Annotated in this window: 17 protein-coding genes; 6 read left to right on the forward strand and 11 right to left on the reverse strand. The window is 71.1% G+C overall.

The window, feature by feature from the left end; all coding sequences use genetic code 11:
- Positions 1 to 161 precede the first annotated feature (161 nt).
- The 5 genes from OG700_RS10205 to OG700_RS10225 form a co-directional block, all read right to left on the reverse strand.
- Positions 162 to 377, reverse strand: a complete 216-nt coding sequence (locus OG700_RS10205; RefSeq protein ID WP_405612011.1) for an EF-hand domain-containing protein — start codon at positions 375 to 377, stop codon at positions 162 to 164.
- A 133-nt stretch (positions 378 to 510) separates the two neighbouring features.
- The gene (locus OG700_RS10210; protein ID WP_405612013.1) at positions 511 to 1,020 is read right to left on the reverse strand and encodes an ATP-binding protein; all 510 of its coding nucleotides are present in this window, start codon (positions 1,018 to 1,020) and stop codon (positions 511 to 513) included.
- Between the two features lie 262 nt (positions 1,021 to 1,282).
- Positions 1,283 to 2,053, reverse strand: a complete 771-nt coding sequence (locus OG700_RS10215) for an enoyl-CoA hydratase/isomerase family protein (protein ID WP_405612015.1) — start codon at positions 2,051 to 2,053, stop codon at positions 1,283 to 1,285.
- 105 nt (positions 2,054 to 2,158) lie between these two features.
- Positions 2,159 to 3,406 carry an Ig-like domain-containing protein gene (locus OG700_RS10220; RefSeq protein WP_405612017.1) on the reverse strand — a complete coding sequence of 416 codons (1,248 nt, stop codon included), beginning with the start codon at positions 3,404 to 3,406 and terminating at the stop codon, positions 2,159 to 2,161.
- Positions 3,407 to 3,664: 258 nt separating this feature from the next.
- Positions 3,665 to 4,888, reverse strand: a complete 1,224-nt coding sequence (locus tag OG700_RS10225; RefSeq protein ID WP_405612019.1) for an Ig-like domain-containing protein — start codon at positions 4,886 to 4,888, stop codon at positions 3,665 to 3,667.
- A 151-nt stretch (positions 4,889 to 5,039) separates the two neighbouring features.
- Here OG700_RS10225 and glgX point away from each other — a divergent pair, with 151 nt between their 5' ends.
- Entirely contained in the window at positions 5,040 to 7,427 is a 2,388-nt protein-coding gene (glgX, locus tag OG700_RS10230; protein WP_405612021.1) for a glycogen debranching protein GlgX, read from the forward strand.
- 31 nt (positions 7,428 to 7,458) lie between these two features.
- On the opposite strand, the gene OG700_RS10235 is transcribed toward glgX, so the two are convergent.
- From OG700_RS10235 to OG700_RS10250, 4 genes are all read right to left on the reverse strand, one after another.
- On the reverse strand, positions 7,459 to 8,097 hold the full coding sequence (locus OG700_RS10235; protein WP_405612023.1) for a response regulator: 639 nt from the start codon (positions 8,095 to 8,097) through the stop codon (positions 7,459 to 7,461).
- Positions 8,060 to 9,370, reverse strand: a complete 1,311-nt coding sequence (locus tag OG700_RS10240) for a sensor histidine kinase (RefSeq protein WP_405612025.1) — start codon at positions 9,368 to 9,370, stop codon at positions 8,060 to 8,062. The genes OG700_RS10235 and OG700_RS10240 overlap by 38 nt, the downstream gene beginning before the upstream one ends.
- A 129-nt stretch (positions 9,371 to 9,499) precedes the next feature.
- Positions 9,500 to 10,243: an ABC transporter permease gene (locus tag OG700_RS10245; protein ID WP_405612027.1), complete on the reverse strand. Its 744-nt coding sequence runs from the start codon at positions 10,241 to 10,243 to the stop codon at positions 9,500 to 9,502.
- 1 nt (position 10,244) lies between these two features.
- Entirely contained in the window at positions 10,245 to 11,246 is a 1,002-nt protein-coding gene (locus OG700_RS10250) for an ABC transporter ATP-binding protein (RefSeq protein ID WP_405612029.1), read from the reverse strand.
- 234 nt (positions 11,247 to 11,480) lie between these two features.
- On the opposite strand from OG700_RS10250, the gene OG700_RS10255 reads away from it, so the two are divergent.
- Together OG700_RS10255 and OG700_RS10260 are read left to right on the forward strand one after the other, a co-directional pair.
- Complete coding sequence (locus OG700_RS10255; RefSeq protein WP_405612031.1) at positions 11,481 to 13,340, forward strand: ABC transporter ATP-binding protein; 1,860 nt, start codon at positions 11,481 to 11,483, stop codon at positions 13,338 to 13,340.
- Positions 13,341 to 13,588: 248 nt separating this feature from the next.
- Positions 13,589 to 15,508, forward strand: coding sequence for an ABC transporter ATP-binding protein (locus tag OG700_RS10260; protein ID WP_405621577.1), 1,920 nt, complete (start codon positions 13,589 to 13,591; stop codon positions 15,506 to 15,508).
- A gap of 25 nt (positions 15,509 to 15,533) precedes the next feature.
- Here the strand turns inward: OG700_RS10260 and OG700_RS10265 are convergent, their stop codons facing one another.
- Positions 15,534 to 16,532, reverse strand: coding sequence for an MBL fold metallo-hydrolase (locus tag OG700_RS10265; protein ID WP_405612033.1), 999 nt, complete (start codon positions 16,530 to 16,532; stop codon positions 15,534 to 15,536).
- A gap of 100 nt (positions 16,533 to 16,632) precedes the next feature.
- Here OG700_RS10265 and OG700_RS10270 point away from each other — a divergent pair, with 100 nt between their 5' ends.
- The 3 genes from OG700_RS10270 to OG700_RS10280 all read left to right on the forward strand — a co-directional run bounded on the left by OG700_RS10270 (position 16,633) and on the right by OG700_RS10280 (position 20,868).
- On the forward strand, positions 16,633 to 17,571 hold the full coding sequence (locus OG700_RS10270) for an AraC family transcriptional regulator (RefSeq protein WP_405612035.1): 939 nt from the start codon (positions 16,633 to 16,635) through the stop codon (positions 17,569 to 17,571).
- A gap of 244 nt (positions 17,572 to 17,815) precedes the next feature.
- Positions 17,816 to 18,580, forward strand: a complete 765-nt coding sequence (locus OG700_RS10275; protein WP_405612037.1) for a class I SAM-dependent methyltransferase — start codon at positions 17,816 to 17,818, stop codon at positions 18,578 to 18,580.
- Positions 18,581 to 18,843: 263 nt separating this feature from the next.
- Complete coding sequence (locus tag OG700_RS10280; RefSeq protein ID WP_405612039.1) at positions 18,844 to 20,868, forward strand: M4 family metallopeptidase; 2,025 nt, start codon at positions 18,844 to 18,846, stop codon at positions 20,866 to 20,868.
- A 407-nt stretch (positions 20,869 to 21,275) separates the two neighbouring features.
- Here the strand turns inward: OG700_RS10280 and OG700_RS10285 are convergent, their stop codons facing one another.
- Complete coding sequence (locus OG700_RS10285; protein ID WP_405612041.1) at positions 21,276 to 21,956, reverse strand: hypothetical protein; 681 nt, start codon at positions 21,954 to 21,956, stop codon at positions 21,276 to 21,278.
- Positions 21,957 to 22,036: the final 80 nt, after the last annotated feature.

Genomic DNA, 22,036 nt, shown 5'->3' on the forward strand with positions numbered 1-22,036 from the left:
GGCGGATCTTCGGGGATCGGCTCGGGGCGTCCGGTGCGGTGCGTCGCAAGGCGGAGGATCGTGCTCGTACTGGACGTACTCGGATGCCTTCGAAAACGCCGACAACGAAGCGAGGCGCCGTGCCAGGCGCCCCGGACCCCCGAAGACCCGCCGGACAGGGCCTAGCCGCGCGAGCGGGAGGCCAGGAACTCCTCGAACGTGAGCTGGCCGTCGTTGTTGGAGTCGTGGGCGTTGATCACGGCCTGGGCCACGGTCTCCGTCACATGGAAGTCGCCGAGCTGCGCCATCGCGCTCTTGTACTCCGCCGCCGTGATCAGCCCGTCGCTGTTCGCGTCGAAACGGTCGAACGCCTTGCGCGCCTCTTCGTTGTCCGCCACTGCTTCCGCCCCTTCTCGTGCCTTACTGACAGAGGTCAGATTATCGGCACGGCTCCGCCACCTCGGAGGCAGCCCGCTCGGCAGCTCGCCCAGCGGTCAGGTCGGCGGCCCGCTCGGCGGCCCGGCGAAGCACTCAGGGACGGCGGTCGGCGACCCGCATCTCGAACCAGGTCGTCTTGCCGCGCGGCAGCAGGTCCACGCCCCACCGGTCGGAGAGCTTGTCCACCAGGAACAGCCCGCGCCCACTGGTGTCCAGCTCGCGCACCGGCAGCAGACAGGGCAGGCCGCGGGAGGGGTCCCGCACCTCGACGCGGATCCAGCCGCGGCGGCGCAGCATCCGCAGGCCGAAGACGCGTGCGCCGGTGTGCCGTACGGCGTTGCCGACGAGCTCGGACACGAGCAGCACCGCGTGCTCGGCCATCTGCGGAGACAGCGCCCACTGGCGCAGCACCACGATATGGGTGAGTCTGCGCGCCGCCAGGGCGGACTCGGGGCGGGACGCCAGGCGGACTTCCCCGTCCGCCGGATTGCCGAACAGTTCGAGCACTCCGCGCGCCTGTTCGTCCTCGACGGTCGGCGTCAATCGCGTAGCGGCCACGTCGCCGCCGTGCCGCGGTTGTTCCACACCCTCAAGGCCCGCCATGCGTACATCATGGCTGCCCAGACGGGCTCTCGGGGGCGTTCCCGGGGAATCGGCACCCCCGAACGGCGCACCCGCACGGGCGGGTTTGGCATATGACAGAGGCAGGGCGCCGCCTCTGTTACCCACCCTGATCTGCGATAACACGTCACACACGGGTGATCACCAGCCGTGATCGACAGCTCCGCCTCAGGGTCGCCCCAAGGCGGAGCCGAGCCGGGCAGCAGGTTGACGCACCCGGCCCGGTCGTCCAACCGCCGCGCGATCAGAGGAACTTGGCCTTGCCCGGCCCCTCCTCCACGAAGCTGCGCATGCCGCGCTCGCGGTCCTCGGTGGCGAACAGGCCCGCGAACCAGTTGCGTTCGAGCGCGAGCCCGGTCTCCAGATCCGTCTCCAGACCCGCGTCCACGGTCTCCTTGGCCGCCCGCAGCGCGAGGGCCGGCCCCCGGGCGAGCCTCGCGGCCCACGCGTGCGCCTGCTCGTAGACCTCCTCCGCGGGTACGACGCGGTCGACGAGCCCCAGCGCCAGCGCCTCGGGCGCCTTCACCTGACGGCCGGTGAAGATGAGGTCCTTGGCCTTGGAGGGGCCGATCAGCCGGGCGAGGCGCTGGGTGCCGCCCGCGCCCGGGATCAGGCCGAGCAGGATCTCGGGCTGGCCGAGCTTCGCGTTGTCGGCGGCGATCCGGAAGTCGGCGCACAGCGCCAACTCGCAGCCGCCGCCCAGCGCGTAGCCGGTGACGGCGGCGACCACGGGCTTCGGGATCCGGGCCACGGCGGTGAACGACTCCTGGAGTGCCCGGGAGCGTACGACCATCGCCGCGTGGTCCATGTCGCGCATCTCCTTGATGTCCGCGCCCGCGGCGAACACCTTCTCGCCGCCGTACAGGATCACGGCCCTGACGTCGTCGCGGCGGCCGGCCTCCGCGGCCAGTTCGAGGAGCCGGTCCTGGATCGCGATGTTCAGCGCGTTCATGGGCGGGCGGTCCAGCCGGATGGTGCCGACGCCGCCGGAGACTTCGAGATTCACAGATGACATACCAGGCAGGTTAGATCCTGCTCCCGCGAGGGCGCCGTACGCGGAAGGCCGGGCCGGCACACCTGGTCGGGGTGTGCCGGGCCGGCCAGCGCTTCTCGCGGCGGACTACTTCGTCCACTCGGCCCAGGACATGTTCCAGCCGTTGAGGCCGTTGTCCGGGGCGATCTTCTTGTCGTCGGAGTTCTTCACGATCACCACGTCACCGATGATCGACTGGTCGTAGAACCACGCGGCCGGCAGGTTCTTGTCGTAGCCGCCCCGCACGTCGCGCAGTCCGACGCACCCGTGGCTGACGTTGGCCGAGCCGAACGTCCCGGCGGACGCCCAGTAGTTGCCGTGCAGGAAGGTGCCCGACGTGGACAGCCGCATCGCGTGCGGCACGTCCTTGATGTCGTACTCACCGCCGAAGCCGACCGTGGCGCCGTTCATCCGCGTCACCTTGTGCTTCTCGCTGATGACCATCTCGCCGTTGTACGTCGTGGTCGACGGCGCGCCCGCCGTGATCGCGACCTTCTTGATCTCCTTGCCGTCCTTGACGACCTTCATCGTCTTGGCCCTGGCGTCCACCGTGGAGACCATGGAGCGGCCGATGGTGAACTCCACCTTCTTGGTCTGCTCGCCGTACACCCCGGGCCGTCCCTCGACACCGTCGAGGTTCAGCTCCACGGTCACCTTCGTACCGGCGGCCCAGTACTTCTCCGGCCGGAAGTCGAGCCGGTCGTTGCCGAACCAGTGCCCCTCGACGGGGACCGACGGCTCGGCAGTCACCTTGATGGCCTTCTCCACGGCCTCCGGATCGGTGATCCCGCGCGTGAAGTTGAGCGAGACCGGCATGCCGACGCCGACCGTCGAGCCGTCCTCGGGCGTGTAGTGGCCGATGAAGGTGTTCTTCGGTACGAGGGTGGTGAAGGTGGTGTCCCTCGCCGACACCCGGCCCTCGGAGTCCTTGGCGATCGCGTGCACCGTGTACTTGGTGGCACCGGCCAGATGCCGGGCCGGCTCCCAGGCCGTGCCGCCGGCGGCTATCTTGCCGTCGACCGTGTTGCCCTTGCCGTCCTCGACGGTGACGGTCGTCAACTTGCCTTTGCTCGCGGTCACCTTGAGCGCGCCGCTCGTGGCGACCGACTTCGCGCCGTCCTTGGGAGCGACCGTCACGACGGCCCGCGAGGCGGCGTTCTCGACCTTCCCGCTGCCCTTGTCGCCCTTCCCGTCACCGCCCCCGCCGCCGCTTTCGCCGCCACCGCCGCACGCCGTCACGAACAGGAGCAGGCCCCCCAGCGCGAACGCCGTCAGCCCGCTGCCCCGTCGACGGCCGGCTCCCGCAGAAGTCCCCGATACCGGCTGCCCGTTCATGGTCGTCTCCCCTCACACGGCCGGGCCCCGCCTCGGCCTCGGAGCCGGGTGCGAACGACGCACGACCGGGCTCCACACCCCCGCGCGCTTTGCTCGCGCGCACGGCGCTAGATAATCACACCGCGAGCCGTCCCGGACTCCCCGGGATTGTCACTGTTCCGTTCCAACGTCTCCCGGAATCAGGGACGGCCACGCAGGTGGGGGTGGGTGCGGGGAGACCGCGCGGCTCCTGGGCGTCGGCCGCGCGGGTCCCGCGGGTCAGCCGGTGATCGCGGAACCCGCCGTCCACTTGCGCCAGTCGAGGTTCCAGCCGCTCAGTCCGTTGTCCGGATCGACTGTCTTGTCGCGGGAGTTGACCACTTCCACGACATCGCCGACGAGCGTCCTGTCGAAGAACCAGCCCGCCGGGGTGTCCGCGCTGCCACCCTTGACGTCGCGCAGACCGACGCACCCGTGGCTGACGTTGGTCGAACCGAAGGTGTCCGGCGTGGCCCAGTAGTTGCCGTGCAGGAACGTCCCCGACGTCGTCAGCCGCAGCGCGTGCGGCACGTCCTTGATGTCGTACTCACCGCCGAAACCGACCGTCGCGCCGTTCATCCGCGTCACGTCGTACAGCTCGGTGACGACCATCTTCCCGTTGTACGTGGTGGTCTTGGGCGCCCCCGCCGTGATCGGCACCGTCGAGACCAGCGCACCGTCCCGCCGTACCTCCATGGTGTGCTTCTCCGCGTCCACGAGGGACACCTGGGAGCGGCCGACCGTGAAGCCCACGGTCTTCTCCTGGATGCCGAAGACCCCCGGCGCCGCCTGGACGTCGCGCAACCGCAGGTCGACCGTGACCTTGGTGCCCGGCTTCCAGTACTCCCGGGGCCGGAAGTCCAGTCGCTGGTCGCCGAACCAGTGGCCGACGACCTCGACCGGCGGGACCGAGGTGACACGGACGGCGCGCTGGACGGCGGCGCGGTTCTCGATCTTCCGGTTGAAGTCGAAGGAGACGATCATGCCGGTGCCGACGGTCGAGCGGTTCTCGGGTTTGAAGTAGCCGATGAAACGGTGCTTCGGTACGGCGGTGGTGAAGGTGGAGTGCCGGGCCGAGCGGCGGCCCTCGCCGTCCACGGCGACGACGTCGACGCTGTACTTGGCGGCCAGCACGACACGCGTGTCCGCCCCCGGCGTCCAGACGAGCCCGTCGTCGGAGATCCGGCCCGGCAGCTCGGTGCGCTGCGCGTTGTCGACCTGCGCGACCTCGACCCGCTCCAGCCGGCCGTCCGGGATCCTCACCTCGATCCGGTCGCCGCGCTTGATGTTCCTGGCCCCGTCGTCGGGGCTGATCCGGATCGTGTCCCCAGGCGCCCGGGACTTGCTTTCGGTGAAGGTCTCGCCGACGGTGCATCCCGTCAGTCCGGCCAGCCCCGCCATCAGTCCTGCCCATGTCAGGGCGGCGGCGATGCCGGTCCCTGCCCGCTTCAGTACATGCGTCACGACCGCCCAACGACGACCCCCCTACGGGGGAAACGTGAGTGCGGGCCGTCCGGCGGGCAGAACCCGTGGGAGGACCACGCGGGGGGACAGCCACGGCCGGGACGCCGCGGCTGCCGGACGCGCGAGGCCGAAGAGCCGGGAGGCCTGACAGGTGGCGAGCGCAGCCGAGCGGGAGACAGTGCGGGAACGGGTCCCGGATCCGATGATGGATCACGTGAGAGATCCGGTCGAAGAGGTCGAGTCAGGGGTCGGGACGGACGCCGGGACGGACGTCCGGACGGACGCCGCGCATGAGGTCGGGCATGAGGTCGGGAGTGCGGCGGAGGCCGTCGGGGAGGCGGCCTCCGCCGCTCCCCCGCACGAGGTGTGGCCGGGAGCCCCGACACCGCTGGGTGCCCGGTTCCGGGTCGGTCCCGACGGAGTCGCGGGGACGAACTTCGCCCTCTGGGCGGGCGGCGCCGAGGCCGTCGAGCTGTGCCTCTTCGACGACGCCTCCGACACCGCCTCTGTAGGAGGCGGTGTAGTGGAGACCCGCCTCCCGCTGACCGAGCTGACGCACGAGATCTGGCACGGCTTCGTTCCCGGCATACGCCCCGGACAGCGGTACGGCTACCGTGTGCACGGCCGCTGGGACCCCTGGACGGGCGCCCGCTGGAATCCGGCGAAGCTGCTGCTCGACCCGTACGCACGCGCCGTCGACGGCGACTTCCGGCTGCCGCCCGAGGTGTACGGCCATGTGCGCGACTGGCCTCAGCAGCAGGTCGCCGACACGGTGCGCGACGAGCGCGACTCCGCGCCGTACGTCCCCAAGGGAGTCGTCGTCCACGACGACTCCCCCGACGACGCGTGGGCCGACGACCGGCGCCCCAAGACACCGTGGGCGGACACGGTCATCTACGAGCTGCACGTACGCGGCTTCACCATGCGCCACCCGGGCATCCCCGACGAGCTGCGCGGCACCTACGCGGGCCTCGCCCACCCGGCGGCGATCGAGCATCTCGTACGGCTCGGGGTGACCGCGGTCGAGCTGCTGCCGGTGCACCAGTTCGCGCACGAGGACCATCTGCTGCGGCGCGGGCTGCGCAACTACTGGGGCTACAACTCCATCGGCTACTTCGCCCCGCACGCCGACTACGCCGCGGGCGGCACCCGGGGACAGCAGGTCGGCGAGTTCAAGCAGATGGTGCGCGCCCTGCACGACGCCGGGATCGAGGTCATCCTCGACGTCGTCTACAACCACACGGCGGAGGCGGGCGAACTCGGCCCGACGCTGTCCCTGCGGGGCATCGACAACCGCGGCTACTACCGCCTCCAGCCCGACGCCCGCAAGTACGCCGACTACACGGGCTGCGGCAACACCCTCCACGTCGTCCAGCCACAGGTGCTGCGGCTGATCACGGACTCGCTGCGGTACTGGGTCAACGAGATGGGCGTCGACGGCTTCCGCTTCGACCTGGCGGCGGCGCTCGCCCGCTCCATGCACGACGTCGACATGCTGTCGCCCTTCCTGGCGGTGATCGCGCAGGACCCGGTGCTGCGGCGGGTGAAGCTCATCGCCGAGCCGTGGGACGTCGGCGACGGCGGCTACCAGGTGGGGGCGTTCCCGCCGTTGTGGACCGAGTGGAACGACCGGTACCGGGACGCCGTACGCGACTTCTGGCGCGGCGCCACGCCCGACGTACGGGATCTGGGCTACCGGCTGTCCGGGTCGAGCGATCTGTACGCGTGGGGCGGCCGGCGGCCGTACGCGTCCGTCAACTTCGTCACCGCGCACGACGGCTTCACCCTGCGCGACCTCGTCAGTTACGAGCGCAAGCACAACGAGGCCAACGGCGAGGGCAACAGGGACGGCACGGACGACAACCGCGCGTGGAACTGCGGCGTGGAGGGCGAGAGTGACGACCCCCAGGTCAACGCGTTGCGGCGGCGCCAGCAGCGCAATCTGCTCACCACCCTGCTGCTGTCGACCGGTGTGCCGATGCTGGTGGCGGGCGACGAGCTGGGCCGTACGCAGGGCGGCAGCAACAACGCGTACTGCCAGGACAACGAGACCAGCTGGCTCGACTGGTCCCTGCTCGGCCGGCCCGGCTCCCAGGGCCTCCACCGGCTCACCAGGCGCCTGCTGGCACTGCGGCAGGCCCATCCGGTGCTGCGCCGCCGCGCGTTCTTCTCCGGCCGCGCACAGGCCCCCGACGGGCTGCGCGACCTGGCGTGGTTCAGGCCCGACGGGAAGGAGATGACCGAGGGGGACTGGTACGCGCCCGCCTCGACGCTCGGACTGTTCCTGTCGGGGCGCGACATCCCGGGGCGCGACGCACGCGGGCGGAGGATCACCGACGACAGCTTCCTCGCGGTGCTGCACTCGGGCGCGGAGCCGGTGGACTTCGCGCTGCCCGGCGAGCCGTGGGCGCGGTCGTACGAGCTGGTGGTCGACACCTCGTCGGAGGACCAGCAGGAGAAGCCGGGGACGGTGTTCGACGGGGACACGGTCGCGGCGGTGCCCGCGCGGTCGGTGCTGCTGCTGCGGGTACGGGGGTGAGCCGCGCGCCCTCCTGAAGGAGGTGGAGGGCTCAGCCCAGGATCTTGCGGTCGTATCCCACGGCGACCGCCGCCGCCCGGTCCTTGACACCCAACTTGGCGTAGATATGGGTGAGATGGGTCTTCACCGTCGCCTCGCTGATGAACAGCTCCGCGGCGATCCCGCGGTTCGACGTGCCCCGCGCGACGAGTTCGAGGACTTCGCGCTCGCGCGCCGAGAGCGGTTCGTTGCCGGCGACGGGCGTACGGACACGGGAGACCAGCCGGGACGCGACCGCCGGCGAGAGGACCGTGTGTCCCTCGGCCGCCGCCCGTACCGCCGTGAACAACTCCTCGCGCGGCGCGTCCTTGAGGAGGTAGCCGGTGGCGCCCGCCTCGATCGCGGGGATCGTGTCGGAGTCCGTGTCGTACGTGGTGAGGACGAGCACCTTGGAGCGGGCGCCGTGCCGGGTGAGCGCCGCGATGGCGTCGACTCCCCCGCCGTCCGGCATCCGCAGGTCCATCAGGACCACGTCCGGGTCCAGGCGGAGCGCCAGCTCGACGCCCTCGACGCCGCCGGACGCCTCGCCCAGCACCTCGAAGCCGGTGGCCGATTCGAACATGCCGCGCAGACCGTCCCGTACGACGGGATGGTCATCGACGACGATCAGGGTGATGGTCCGCTGTGGCATGACGCACCAAAGGTACGCGAGCCGAGACGGCCGTGCCGCCGCCGGCCTCCGACTCCACGGTGACGGTGCCCGCGATGCGCTCCGCGCGGGCCCGCATGCCGTCGAGTCCGAAGCCGTTCGAGCCGGAGCGCGGGGGCAGCACGAGGGGGTCGAAGCCGCGGCCGTCGTCCCGTACGTCGAGGGTGATCTCGTGGCCCATGTACGAGAGGGTGACGCCGGCCCGGCGGGCGGCGGCGTGCCTGGCGGTGTTGGCGAGGGCTTCCTGGGCGATGCGCAGCAGCGTGGCGGCGACCTCGTCGTGCAGGGGCTCCTCGGTGCCGGTGACGGTGAACGCGGCCACCACACCGCTGCGTTCGGACCACTCGGCGACGGTCTTCTTCAGGGCCTCGGCCAGGGTGTCGTGGTCCAGCGCCGACGGGCCGAGGTTGCGTACCGAGCGGCGCGCCTCGCCGAGGCTGTGGCGGGCGAGGCCGGCGGCGCGCGTCAGATGCTCGCCGGCCAGCTCGGGGTCGGGGGTGGCGGCGACCGCCTGGAGCTGGGCGATGATGCCGGTCAGCCCCTGGGCGATGGTGTCGTGGATCTCGGCGGCGAGTCTGCGGCGTTCGTCGGCGACGCCCGCCTCCCGCGCCTGGACGAGGAGTTGGGCGTGCAGCCCGGCGTTCTCCTCCAGGGCCTGTTCCAGGCGGGCGTTGGTCTGTTCCAGCTCGATGATGGTCGCGGCCCGCTCGGCGGCTATCTCTACCTCTCTGCGGCCGATATGGGCGAAGCCGAGGGTGAGGGATCCGTTGAGCAGCAGAACCCCGCTGAACAGGGTCCACTGGAGGGTGCCGTCGGGCGGCAGACCGCCCGACTGCGCGCCCGCCATGGTCACGGAGGTGACGAGAAGCCCGGCCCGCACGGCCCGTCTCGGCAGGATGACGTTGGTGTCGAAGTAGCCGATGACGGCGTAGATGGAGAACAGCGGGTTGAGCCAGGTGAGGACGAAGGTGAGGACGGTCCGCAGGACGTAGTAGACCAGTCCGCCGGCCGACGGCTCGCTCGCGCGCCGCGGCTGGGCCCGCACCATCCGGCCCCAGCACAGCTGGACGGCGACGGCGACGACGACCAGCGCCCCGGCGGCGGTCTGCTCGGTGCGGCTCATGGCGAAGGCGTGCACGGTGACGGCCGAGATCGCGGTGGCGAGCGCCAACAGTGCGTACGGGCCCCACCGGAAGAACTGGTCCCACCGCTCCTCCACGGAGACCGGCCCGCGCGGCGCCCTGGCTGTCGTCATCCCCACAGTGTGCCCCGTCTCCGGAGACGCCCGAAGGCGCCCGAAGGCGCCCGGGGCGGGTGCGGACTCCCTCGTGGTCCACACCCGCCCCGGACTCCTCGTCCCGCCCCGGCGTCCGCCCGGCGGTGGTCATTCCCAGCGGAACCAGCGGGCCGCGCAGGCGGTCAGCACGACCGACCACAGGGCCATCACGCCCAGGTCCGCCCAGTGCGGCCAGCCGCCGCGCATGGCGGCGTCGAGGGCTTCGGACGCGGCGCCCAGGGGCGTGTAGCCGACGATGTCCCGCAGCAGGCCGGGCATCGACTGGACCGGCAGCCACACGCCCGCCGTGAACATCGACGGGAAGAACAGCGCCGAACCGATGGCCTGGCCCGACTTCTGCGTACCGGCCACCGCGCAGATCAGGCCACCGAGCGCCAGGGCGCCGGCCGTCGCGAGGATCAGCGCCAGCAGGTATCCGGCGATCTGTTCGGGCAGCGCCACGTCGAAGGCGATCTTGCCGACCGCGATCACCAGCGCGGCCGAGACGAGCGCGACACCGCCCAGCAGGACGAGTTGCGAGACGAGCAGTGTGGTGGGCCGCACGGGCGTCGTGGACATACGGCGCAGAATGCCGCGCTCGCGGTAGCCGATCAGGACCGGCGGCATGGCCTGGAGTCCGGCCATGATCACGGCGAGCAGGACGGCGACGGGGACATACAGATCGATGACCCGCCGGCCGCCGAGCTTGGGGTCGGCTTCGCCGAAGCTCGGGATCAGGCCGAGGATCACCATGAGGAGGGTCGGGAAGACGGTGATCCAGAAGAGCGTCCCCGGCTCGCGGGTCAGCAGGCGTGCCTCGGCCTTGAGGACGGCGGTGGACGCGGAGGCCATGTCAGACCCTTTCTTCGGGCTGGAAGGCGGAGGCGGGAGCGGTGGCGGTGGCGGTGACGTCGGCATCGGTCCTGGCGTCCGTACCGGTACCGGTGTCCGTACCGATGGCGGTCTCCGTGAGGTCGAGGAAGGCGTCGTCCAGCGTCGCCTCGGTGACCCGGAGCTGGTGCGCGGTGACGCGGTGGCGGGCGAGCAGCGTGATGACCGCGTTGACGGTCTCGTCGGTGCCGTTGATGACGATCCGGTCGCCCTTCGTCTCGACGGACACCGCCTTGGGCAGCGCGGCCAGATCCTCGTCGCGCAGGGGCGGCGACGGGGTGAAGGAGATGACGGTGGACGCGGCCGAGCGTGCGATCAGCCCGGACGGGGTGTCGAGCGCGGCGACCTTCCCCCGGTCGATCACGGCGATCCGGTCGCAGAGCCGCTGCGCCTCCTCCATGAAATGGGTGACCAGCAGCACGGTCACCCCGGAGTCCCTGACCTCCTCGATCAGACCCCAGGTGTCACGGCGGGCGCGCGGGTCCAGACCGGTGGTCAGCTCGTCGAGCACGACCACACGCGGGCCGCCGATCAGGGACAGCGCGATGAACAGCCGCTGTTTCTGCCCGCCGGACAGCTTCGCGAACGGCGTCGAGAGCTTGGCCTCAAGTCCGAGGCGGGCGGCGAGCGGACGCCAGTCGACGGGCTTCGGGTAGAAGGCGGAGTACAGCTCCAGCGCCTCGCGCACCGTCAGCTTCGGCTGGAGTTCGCTCTCCTGGAGCTGTGCGCCGAGGAGTTGGGTGACCTGGTGGTGGTCACCGACCGGATCGAGTCCGGCGACGCGGACCGTGCCGGCGTCGGGGATCCTGAGCCCCTCGACACACTCGACGGTTGTGGTCTTGCCCGCTCCGTTGGGACCGAGGATCCCGAAGATCTCGCCCTCCTCGACGGCGAAACTCACACCGTCGACGGCGGGCTTGCCCCCGTAGGCCTTGCGCAGGCCGTGTACTTCGATGATCGCCATGGCAGCAGCATGGCTGCCCGTGGTCGGGAGCGGCATCGGCCATCGCGCTCGACCTCGTATCAGCCGATCGGTTGATTCCGACGTCAACCCCGGCCGATGCGGACGTCGTCCTCGGCCGATGCCGACGTCAACTCCGGCCGATGCCGATGCCGACGCCGACGCCGACCTCGGCCGATGTGGACGTCAGCCGGAAATCGGTGGGCGCTGTCAGTGCTGATACGTAGGCTCGCCCTGATGTCGACCTCCGAAGATGTAACTACCAAGGACCCTTCCGCCAAGGAGCCCGCCACCGTCCAGGACCGCTCCGCCGTGCGTTCGCTGCTCAGGCTGTGGCCGTACGTGCGGCCGGTGCGGGTGCGCCTGTTCAGCGCCGCGTTCGTCGCGGTGCTGGCCTCGTGTCTGGGCCTGGTCATCCCCCTCGTCCTGAAGTGGATGGTCGACGGCCCGATCGCGGACGGCGACAGGGGCGGCATCTGGCTCGGCGCGCTGTTCCTGCTGCTGCTCGGGATCGTCGAGGCCGTGCTCTTCGGCTTCCGGCGGTGGCTGGTGGCCAGGCCGCTGGCGGGGGTCGAGGCGGCGATGCGGGCCGATCTCTACCGGCATCTCCAGCGGCTGCCGATCGCCTTCCACGACCGGTGGCCCTCCGGCCAGTTGCTGTCGCGCGGCACGACTGACCTGATGCTGCTCCGTATGTTTCTGGCCTTTCCGCTGACCTTCCTGCTGGTGAACGGGACGACGATCCTGGTCGGATTCCTGATTCTGCTGATGCAGGAGTGGACGCTGGGGCTGGTGCTGCTGGTGCCGGTGGTGCCGCTGGTCATCCTCTGCTCGGTCTTCGAGGCGAAGTACTCACTGGTCGCGCGCAAGGCGCAGGACCAGGTGGGCGATCTGACGACGGTGGTCGAGGAGAGCGTTCTCGGCGTACGGATCGTGAAGGGCTTCGGCAGGCACCGCAGCCAGGCTCTCGCCTTCCGGGCGCTGGCCCGGCGGCTGCGCGCCACGGAGCTGGGCAAGGCCCGGCTGCTCGCGGGCATCTGGGCGCTGATCATGATCATCCCCGAGGTGGCGATCGGCGCGGCGCTGGTGCTCGGCACGATCCAGGTCGCCGACGGGCACCTGTCCACGGGCACGCTGGTCGCCTTCCTGTCGACGGCGCTGGCGCTGCGCTGGCCGGTGGAGTCGATCGGCTTCCTGCTGGCGATGAGCCAGGAGTCGGCGACCGCGACGGACCGGTACTTCGAGGTGATGGACGCCGAGGAGGAGACGGCGGACCCGGCCGTGGCGGCGGACGGCACCGCCGTACGGAGGGAGCCCGACGGGCTGCGCTTCGAGGGCGTGTCCTTCCGGTATCCCGACGCCGAGGCCGGGTCCGTGCCCGTACTGGCGGAGGTGGACCTGCACATAAGGTCCGGCGAGACCATGGCCCTCGTCGGGGCGACGGGCTCCGGGAAGACGACGCTCACCGCGCTGGTGCCCCGGCTGCACGAGGTGACGGGCGGGCGGATCACGCTCGACGGCGAGGACATCACGCTGATGACCCGGCAGCGGCTGCGTGAACTGGTGTCGGTGGCCTTCGAGGAACCGACGCTCTTCTCCGCGACCGTCGGCGACAACATCCGCATGGGCGCGGAGAGCGCCGACGACGTGGCGCTGCTGCGGGCGCTGGACGTGGCGCAGGCCGACTTCGTCCAAGACCTGCCGCACGGTGTCCACACGCAGGTCGGCGAGCAGGGGCTCAGCCTCTCCGGTGGCCAGCGGCAGCGGCTCGCGCTCGCCAGGGCGGTGGTCGGCAGACCGCGCTTCCTGGTGCTCGACGATCCGCTGTCCGCACTCGACGTACACACGGAGGCGCTGGTCGAGGCGGCCCTGCGCCGGGTTCTTGAGGAGACGACGGCGCTCGTCGTGGCACACCGGCCGTCGACGGTGCTGCTGGCGGACCGGGTGGCGCTGATCTCGGACGGGCGGATCACAGCCGTGGGGACGCACCACGAACTGCTGCGGGGCAACGCGCGGTACGCGTGGCTGATGTCGGGGGCCGACGGTGAAGCGGGAAGCGACATGGCGGCCGACACCGTCGAGGGGAGCATGCGGTGACGTCGTATCCACCGACGAGAAGGAACGACCCGACGGAACGGGGCGCGGCGGCCGCCGAGGACCGCCGGCCGGAGGCCGGGTCTGTCGTGGGACGCGGTACCGGGTCCGGCACGAGAGCGGACGCCGGACCGGGATCGGACGCGAGCACACGTACGGCCGCGGACGACGACACGAACCGCGGCGCCGTACGGGGACCAACTGCTGCCGCGGGCACGGATACGGGACCTGCCGCGGGCACGGGCGCCGGGCTGAAGACAGGCCGGGCCGTCGGTGCGAACAGCGCGGTCGGTGCGGTCGGCGAGGCGCCCACCGGTGCGCCGGCCGCGGCGCCCCCCGCCCCCCGCTCCCCCGTCGAGCACCGGCCCGCGTCCCCGGACGACGACCCCTTCGCGCAGGACGCGCTGCCCGCCCCGCGCGGGGCCACCGGCGCGCTGCTGCGGTCGCTTTTGCGCGCCCGGCGCGGCCGGGTAGCGCTCGCCGCGCTGTTCCTGCTGTTCCAGCAGGCCGCCGTGCAGGCGGGCCCGCTGCTCGTCGCGTACGCCATCGACCGGGGCGTGCCCGCCTTCCGCGCCGACGACAACGGCCCGCTGATCGCGGTCGCCGTCGGCTATCTGCTCTGCGCCGCCGGAGCCGGGATCTTCCAGTACGCCTTCATCCGCTCGTCGGCCCGGGTGAACCAGGACGTACTCCTCGATCTGCGCGGCCGGATCTTCCGCCACGCCCAGGCGCTGAGCGTGGACTTCCACGAGCGCTACACCTCGGGCCGGCTGATCTCCCGCTCCACCACGGATGTCGAGTCTCTGCGCGAACTGCTCGCCGAGGGGCTCCAAGAGCTGATCGCGGTCATCCTCGCCTTCGTCTACATCTCGGCGATGCTGCTCTACCTGGACCTGGGCATCGGCGGGCTCGCGGTGCTCTCCTTCGTACCGCTGTACGCGCTGGTGCGGCTCTACCAGCGCCGCGCGGGCGCCATATTCGGCAGGCGCTCCACCGCCATCGCGTCGGTCATCGTGAAGTTCGCGGAGACGATGAACGGCATCAGGCCCGTACGGGCGTTCCGCCGCGAGGCCGCCAACGACGCGGACTTCCACGCGCTCAACCACCACCACGAGCGCACCAACGGCGACGCCATACTCGAAATGGCGCGCTACGTGGTCGGTTCACGGCTGACCGCGAACGTGGCCCTGGTCGCCATCGTGGTGTGGGCCGCCTTCCGGGTCGCCGACGGGACACTCGCCCTCGGGGTGCTCGCCGCGTCGGTGCTGTTCCTGCGCAGGCTGTACGACCCGATCGACCGGCTCGGGATGTTCCTCAACTCCTACCAGTCGGCGGCGGCCTCGCTGGAGAAGATCGCGGGTCTGCTGGCCCAGACCCCGTCCGTGCCGGAGGCGACGGCCCCGCGCCCGCTGCCGGAGCTGACGGGCGGGCACCCGGGCCGGGAGGTCGTGTTCGAGACGGTCAGCTTCTCGTACCGCACGGGCGGCGAGATCCTGCCCCGCTTCGACCTGACGATCCCGGCCGGCCAGACCGTCGCCGTCGTCGGTTCGACGGGCGCGGGCAAGTCCACCCTGGCCAAGCTGCTGGCCCGGTTCTACGACCCCACCGAGGGCCGCGTCCTGCTCGACGGCACCGACCTGCGCGACCTGGACACCCCCGAACTGCGGCGTGGTGTCGTGATGGTGACCCAGGAGGCGTTCCTGTTCTCCGGCACGGTCGCCGAGAACATCGCGATCGGCCGTCCCGACGCGTCGCGCGACGACATCGAGCGGGCCGCGAAGGCGATCGGCGCGCACGAGTTCATCAGTGGTCTGCCGGAGGGGTACGACACGGACGTACGGAAACGGGGCGGCCGGATATCGGCCGGCCAGCGCCAGTTGGTGGCCTTCGCCCGCGCGCTGCTCGCCGACCCGTCCGTACTGATCCTGGACGAGGCGACCAGCTCCCTCGACATCCCCGGCGAGCGTGCTGTGCAGCGGGCGATGGACACGGTGCTCAACGGCCGTACGGCGGTGGTGATCGCGCACCGCCTGTCGACGGTGGAGATAGCCGACCGGGTGCTGGTGATGGAGCACGGCCGCGTGGTCGAGGACGGCACCCCGGCCGAACTGATAGCCGGCGTCGGCCGGTTCGCGGGCCTGCACCGCGCGTGGCGGGACAGCCTGGCCTGACGGCCACCGGGCTGCGGGCTGCGGCTCATGGCGCCAAGGGCGGGACGGGTGCCGCTACGGCCGACGCGACCCGCTCCGTACCGTAGGCCGCCCACGGTCCGAGGGTGAACCCGCCGTCGCGCTCTTGCCGCACTTCCACGGCACCTGCCCCGCCGAAGTGCCCTGGGACGACCAACTCCCTTTCTTCGGAGGCACGTTCGAGAATCCGGCGGCGGCTGGCCACCGCCTGTTCCGGATCCAGACAGAAGCAGCTGTTGGCGGCGGGGGCGAGGATCTGCACCGGGCTGTGCACAAGATCGCCGACGAAGACCGCCCGGTCGCTCCCGGACACGAGCCGCAGTACGGATGAGCCGGGCGTGTGGCCCGGCGCAGACTCCAGAGTGAGGTGTTCGTCGATGCGGTGCGTGCCGTCCCACAGGACACTCTGCCCGGCCCGGTGGACGGGCGCGACGCTGTCCTGGTAGATCAGCCGGTCATCCTCCTGGTGACCGTTCCCGTACGCGTTGTCCGGGCCGAAGTGGAAGTCGTCCGCGGCCGGGACGAGGTACTGGGCGTTGGGGAACGCCGGCTGCCACCCTCCGTCCACACCCACGGTGTTCCCGCCGACGTGATCGGCGTGGACGTGGGTGTTGACGACGACGTCGACATCTTCCGGCCGGACGCCGGCCCTCGCCAGCGCAACCGGAAAGTCACCACGCCAGTGGTGGAAGTGCGCCATGCCGGGCCGCTCGCGCCCGTTCCCCACCCCGGTGTCGACCAGGACCGTCCGCCCACGGCTGCGCAGCACCCAGGTCTGCACCACCCCCACCGCGCTGTCGCCGTCCGGTTCCCAGTGATCCGGCGCCAGCCAGTCCTCGTTGCCCTTCCACACCTCGGCACCGGACTCCGGAACCAGCCCGCGAGCGGGCGCGAACGCCCCTTGCCACTCGACGACTCGGGTGACCTCGACATCGCCGAGCACGAAGCTGGTGCTGGTGCTGGTGCTGGTGCTGGTGCTGGTGCTCTGCCTGCTCTCGTTCTTCATGCGCTCGACTCTAGGAAGGGCAGATGAGCCTCTCAATGCCTGTTCAGCTCGTTCGAATACGTCTGCGTCTCAACGCTGATGCCACGGATACCCTGGCTGGATGGATGTGGTGAGCGACGCGGTCTCGGCCGTACGCATCGGGCGGCCTTTCTCGAACCGGATGCAGGTGAGCGGGAGTTGGTGCACGCGGCTCGCCCCGTACGACGGTGCGGGCTTCCATGTGGTGCTGGAGGGCAGCTGCTGGCTGCTGCCCGACGGTGGCGCCCCGGTCTCGCTCGGCACGGGTGATGTGGTGCTGCTGCCGCACGGCACGGGACATGTGATCGCCGACACCCCCGCCGACGCGGCGACCGTGGCGCAGGCGGTGTCGTTCGAGCGGTGGTTCGCCGGGCATGAGCCACTGCGGACCCGAGCCGGCTCCGGCAACGTGGACATGCTGTGCGGCAAGTACCGGCTCGACCGCAGCCGCGTACACCCGCTCATGGCGGAACTGCCGAAGGTCGTCCACCTGCCGAACCGCGTGGGCGCGCATGCCGAACTGCGCGCCGCCGTCGACCTGTTGGGCCACGAGCTGGGCGCACAGAGGCCCGGCGCCTGCATCGCGGTGCCCAGCCTGCTCGACCTCCTCCTCGTCTACATGATCCGCGCCTGGGCGGCCCGTGGCAGCGGCACCTGGCCGGCCGTACTGGGCGACCCGGTGGTGGCCGCCGCCCTGCGGGCGCTGCACTCGGACCTGGCCGCCCCGTGGACCAACGACCGGCTGGCCGCCGAGGCGGGCGTGTCCCGCGCCACCCTGGCCCGCCGCTTCACCACCCTGGTCGGCCGCCCGCCGATGACATACCTCACCTGGTGGCGCCTGACCTTCGCCGCCAAGCTGCTCCGCGACACCCTGGACCCGCTGGCCACCATCGCTCGCCGCGCCGGCTACGGCACCCCGTACGCCCTCTCCCATGCCTTCAGCCGGGAATTCGGTACGACCCCGGGGCAGTACCGGGCATCGGCGACGGGGCCATCGACGTCCACGCGAGAGCCCGGGTGACAGCCCGCACGACAGCCCGGGCGCGAGTCCTTACCGGGCGGCTATCCGATGCGCGGGGCCACCCCCTTCAGGGCACGAACCTGAGGCTGGCACCGCGACAGCGTCGGCGACAGGCCGCGAGCCCGACTTCGGGGTTGGCCCAGGGTCTTCCCCGACATGGCCTCCGGGCTTGAACAATCACCACCTCGGGGGACCGGTCGAAATGGGGATGCGCCCCCAGCGACGGCCGTCCTACAGTCGGGCGATGGTCGACCGTCTCTTCGCCGATCCGGCGCTCGCCTCCTGGTACGACGTGCTGTGCCCCACCGACGAGCGGAGCGACTTCGGTTTCTATCTGCCCCACCTCATGTCCGCGCGGTCCGTGCTCGACGTCGGCTGCGGTACGGGGACTCTGCTGCGCCTCGCGCGGGAGGCCGGGCATCAGGGGCGGCTCTGTGGTCTTGATCCCGGTGCCGGGATGCTGGAACAAGCCCGCCGGTGGCCGGAATTGGACATCGAGTGGATTCTCGGGGATCTCGAATCCACCTCCTGGGAGCGTGAGTTCGACTTCGTGGTGATGACCGGGCATGCGTTCCAGGAGCTGCTCGGGGACGCCGAACTGCGCGCCGCGCTGGCCGCCGTACGCGCGGCGCTGACCGACGACGGACGGTTCGGCTTCGAGACGCGCAATCCGCTCGCGCGGGCGTGGGAGTCGTGGACGACGGACGTACCCGTCGACGTGCCCGCGCCGGCGGACGCACACGGCAGCGCGGCCACGGTGCGGATGACCCGTCAAGTCCGTTCTGTGGACGGCGAGACGGTCTCCTTCCGGACCACCCTCGACCTCCCCGGCGAGCGCGCCCCGCAGCACGGCGACAGCACTCTGCGGTTCCTCGGCGCCGACCGACTCACCGCGTTCCTGACCGAAGCGGGGCTGGCCGTGGACGAGTGGTACGGCGACTGGGACGGCGGCCCGCCGACCGACGCGAGCCCGGAGATCATCGTCATGGCCCGGCGCGCGCCCGAGTAACACGGCCGCAACAGGGGCGTGGATTTCGCTTAACGAACACGGCAGTTCGCGCAGCGGACGATTTCCGGCCAACTTGTTGACGCGCTCCTGACAGGAAGGCCGCATTCCTGCGACTCTTCCTCCGTTCTGAGCACCACCCGCTCCACCGCACCACCCGCTCCACCGCACCACCCACACCGCAGCTCGTGCTCCACCTTGCTCCCGCACTGTCCGGGCCGCCCACCCGAGCGCGGTCCGGTACCCCCCTCGCAGAAGGAGTTCGCGTGAGACCCAAGCCCAGCCGTCGCACCACCGCGACCGGCGCTCTGATCGCTGTCACCGCCCTTCTCGCCGTCGGAGTCCAGGCCGGCAGCGCCGCCGCCGCGCCCGACGCGGCACCCGCGACACCCTCGGCACCGGTCGCCGGCAAGGCCGACCCCGGCGCGCTCCCCAAGGCGCTCTCCCCCGCCCAGCGCGCCGAGCTGATACGCGAGGCCAACGCCACCAAGGCGGCGACGGCCGGCGAACTCGGCCTCGGCGCGCAGGAGAAGCTCGTCGTACGCGATGTCGTCCAGGACCGCGACGGCACCACGCACACCCGCTACGAGCGCACCTACGCCGGCCTCCCCGTCCTCGGCGGTGACCTTGTCGTCGCCACCACGAAGGCGGGCGTCACCGAGGGCGTCAGCAAGGCGTCCAAGGCGGACCTCAGGTCCGTCGACACCAACGCCGACGTCCCGGCCGCCGCCGCCACAAAGCAGGCACTGTCCGCCGCGAAGGCCGAGGGCTCGACGAAGGCCGCGACCGAACGCGCGCCGCGCGAGGTCGTCTGGATGGCGAACGACAAGCCGACCCTCGCGTACGAGACGGTCGTCGGCGGCATCCAGAAGGGCGGCACCCCGAACGAGCTGCACGTCGTCACCGACGCCGCCACCGGCGAGAAGCTGTACGAGTGGCAGGCCGTCCACGAGGGCACGGGCAACACCCAGTACAGCGGCCAGGTCACCCTCGGCACGGCCCCTTCGTTCACCCTGACGGACACCACGCGCGGGAACCACAAGACGTACAACCTGAACCGCGGCACCTCGGGCACCGGCACCCTCTTCTCGGGTCCGGACGACGTCTGGGGCAACGGCGCCGCCTCCAACGCGGAGACCGCCGGCGCCGACGCGCACTTCGGTGCCGCGCTCACCTGGGACTACTTCAAGAACGTGCACGGCCGCAGCGGCATCAGGGGCGACGGCGTCGGCGCGTACTCACGCGTGCACTACGGCAACAACTACGTCAACGCCTTCTGGCAGGACAGCTGCTTCTGCATGACGTACGGCGACGGCGCGGGCAACGCGAAGCCCCTGACGTCCATCGACGTGGCCGCGCACGAGATGTCGCACGGCGTCACCGCCAACACCGCGGGCCTCGTCTACAGCGGCGAGTCCGGCGGCCTCAACGAGGCGACCTCGGACATCTTCGCCGCCGCCGTCGAGTTCAGCGCCAACAACGCCCAGGACGTGGGCGACTACATGGTCGGCGAGAAGATCGACATCAACGGCAACGGCACCCCGCTGCGTTACATGGACAAGCCGAGCAAGGACGGGGCGTCCAAGGACTACTGGTACTCGGGCATCGGCAGCGTCGACGTCCACTACTCGTCGGGTCCGGCGAACCACTTCTTCTACCTGCTCTCCGAGGGCAGCGGCGCCAAGACCATCAACGGCGTCAGCTACAACTCGGCGACGTCCGACGGGCTGCCGGTGACCGGCATCGGCCGGGCCAAGGCCGAGCAGATCTGGTTCAAGGCCCTCGCCACGAAGTTCACCTCCACGACCAACTACGCGGCGGCCCGCACCGGCACACTCGCGGTCGCCGGTGAGCTGTACGGCACGACGAGCGCTGAGTACAAGTCGGTCGCCGACGCGTGGGCCGGCATCGCCGTCGGCACCCGCCCCGGCGGCAGCGGCGGCACGGTCTTCGAGAACACCGCGGCGGTCGCGATCCCGGACAACGGCGCGGCGGTCACCTCGACCGTCAACGTCACCGGCCGTACGGGCAACGCGCCCGCCGCCCTCCCGGTCGGCGTGGACATCACGCACACCTGGCGCGGTGACCTGGTCGTCGACCTGATCGCCCCGGACGGGACGGTCTACCCGCTGAAGAGCTCCAGCAGCGGCGACTCGGCGGACAACGTCGTGGAGACGTACACCGTCAACGCCTCGTCGGAGGCGGCGAACGGCGCCTGGAAGCTGCGGGTGCAGGACGTCGCGGCGCAGGACACCGGCCGCATCAACAGCGTGAAGCTCACGTTCCCTTGAGCGGCACGCCAACGCGTGTGAAGTGACGACGCGTCGAACTGACGACGCGTTGAACTGACGAGAACCGCCCGGGTCCCCAGGACCCGGGCGGTTCCGCGTCGTCTCGTCGGGCGAATTCCCGGCCACCCCCTCGAAGGCGCGCCCGAAGGGGTGGACCGGGAACCGGCCGGTGCGGACTCTCCCCCGTGCACTCCCGGTCAAGGGGTGCGTCACGATGTCCGTCCACCGGCGGTGTGTCACAGACGACCGGCTCGCGGACCGGAGGATCGTGGTCAATGTGGACAGCGCCGAGACCGACCGTCGCCGACCACGTCGCGACGGCTCCCCCGCTCCCTCACTGCCACCGATCCTCCGGCCCGATGCGCCGCTTCCCCCGTCGCCCGCGCCCTCCACCTCGGCGTCAGCTCCTAACGGAGCTTGTTCACCGCCGTGGTGGTGGTCTTCTTGAACGCCGCGACCGGAGCGTGGCTCAGATTCCCGATCTGGCCCCACGTGACAATCGTGACGGTGTCACCGTCCCGGCCGATGCCCAGCAGATGCACGCCGGGGCCGGAGTCCGGGATCGAGGTGGCGACACCGATGACCCGGGCGCCCTCCTCCACGGCGATCCTGCCGTAGTCGTCCCACGAGGCCGTGCCGCCGGGAGTGGCGCGCAGCCAGTCGGCGGCGCAGGCCGCCGCCGACGCCTCGGCCGACGCGGCGAGCTTCTTCGCCGCTGCGGCGCTCGCCGCTTGGACGCTCACCTGCACGCCGCCGGTGTCGAGGTCGGTGCCGAACTGCCGGTGCCAGGTGGTTCCTTGGGCCGGCAGCACTTTCTCCAGGCAGAACGGGTCCCACTCCGGAGCGCCTGCGGTCACCTTGCCCGCGGTCCAGACGTTGCCCGCGGCCTGCGGCATGTCCTTCGCCACGAGGAAGCCGGGCGTGGCCGCCTTCGGTACGGCCTGGACGCTGCCGGACACCGAGAGCGCGAGTGCGCCGGCGAGTGCGGCGGTCGCCACCGAGGTGAGTACCCCGGCGAGTGCGGCGGTCGTCACCGAGGTGAGTGCCCGGCGGGGCGTGCTTCTTCGCTTGTTCCTACCTGTGGTCATGAGTGAATCCCCCTGGTCGTCCTCTGTGCACCGGTTGCCCGGCCGGTGATCTCAGGTTGGGCGGTGATCGGTCCCCGGGC

This window comes from Streptomyces sp. NBC_01508, from assembly GCF_045040315.1.
Lineage (GTDB): Bacteria > Actinomycetota > Actinomycetes > Streptomycetales > Streptomycetaceae > Streptomyces.

Bases quoted from the DNA above. Each gene is read 5' to 3' on its own strand.
- OG700_RS10210 (WP_405612013.1), bottom strand. From the start codon at position 1,020: ATGGCGGGCCTTGAGGGTGTGGAACAACCGCGGCACGGCGGCGACGTG.
- OG700_RS10215 (WP_405612015.1), bottom strand. From the start codon at position 2,053: ATGTCATCTGTGAATCTCGAAGTCTCCGGCGGCGTCGGCACCATCCGG.
- OG700_RS10220 (WP_405612017.1), bottom strand. From the start codon at position 3,406: ATGAACGGGCAGCCGGTATCGGGGACTTCTGCGGGAGCCGGCCGTCGA.
- OG700_RS10235 (WP_405612023.1), bottom strand. From the start codon at position 8,097: ATGCCACAGCGGACCATCACCCTGATCGTCGTCGATGACCATCCCGTC.
- OG700_RS10240 (WP_405612025.1), bottom strand. From the start codon at position 9,370: ATGACGACAGCCAGGGCGCCGCGCGGGCCGGTCTCCGTGGAGGAGCGG.
- OG700_RS10245 (WP_405612027.1), bottom strand. From the start codon at position 10,243: ATGGCCTCCGCGTCCACCGCCGTCCTCAAGGCCGAGGCACGCCTGCTG.
- OG700_RS10250 (WP_405612029.1), bottom strand. From the start codon at position 11,246: ATGGCGATCATCGAAGTACACGGCCTGCGCAAGGCCTACGGGGGCAAG.
- OG700_RS10255 (WP_405612031.1), top strand. From the start codon at position 11,481: ATGTCGACCTCCGAAGATGTAACTACCAAGGACCCTTCCGCCAAGGAG.
- OG700_RS10265 (WP_405612033.1), bottom strand. From the start codon at position 16,532: ATGAAGAACGAGAGCAGGCAGAGCACCAGCACCAGCACCAGCACCAGC.
- OG700_RS10270 (WP_405612035.1), top strand. From the start codon at position 16,633: ATGGATGTGGTGAGCGACGCGGTCTCGGCCGTACGCATCGGGCGGCCT.
- OG700_RS10275 (WP_405612037.1), top strand. From the start codon at position 17,816: ATGGTCGACCGTCTCTTCGCCGATCCGGCGCTCGCCTCCTGGTACGAC.
- OG700_RS10285 (WP_405612041.1), bottom strand. From the start codon at position 21,956: ATGACCACAGGTAGGAACAAGCGAAGAAGCACGCCCCGCCGGGCACTC.